Here is a 202-nt window from a genome sequence, read left to right as displayed (position 1 = left end):
CGGAACTGCGCAGGTCGAGAGTATCCCAGCCGGAACCGGACTTGTCGGCGATGGTGCCGGGACCCCCGCTGGGCGTGTCGGGTTCGGCCCGGTTGGCGGTGGCCGCCTGCGAGCGCAGGAAATCGTAGTGGCTGGCCACCGCGGTCCAGCGCCAGCCGTTGTCGAGGTGGCCGTTCAACTCGACGCCGTACAGCAGGTGGGT

The 202-nt window shown here is 69.8% G+C and carries 1 protein-coding gene; it reads right to left on the bottom strand.

Translation table 11 applies throughout. The features are described from left to right. Window positions 1–202, bottom strand: a 202-nt coding sequence (locus UUA_RS19760) for a hypothetical protein (protein ID WP_008439855.1), incomplete at both ends; no start/stop codon positions are given.

Origin of the sequence: Rhodanobacter thiooxydans LCS2 (assembly GCF_000264375.1) — a bacterium.
Classification (GTDB): domain Bacteria; phylum Pseudomonadota; class Gammaproteobacteria; order Xanthomonadales; family Rhodanobacteraceae; genus Rhodanobacter; species Rhodanobacter thiooxydans.
This window is presented reverse-complemented; position numbering and strand designations above follow the sequence as displayed.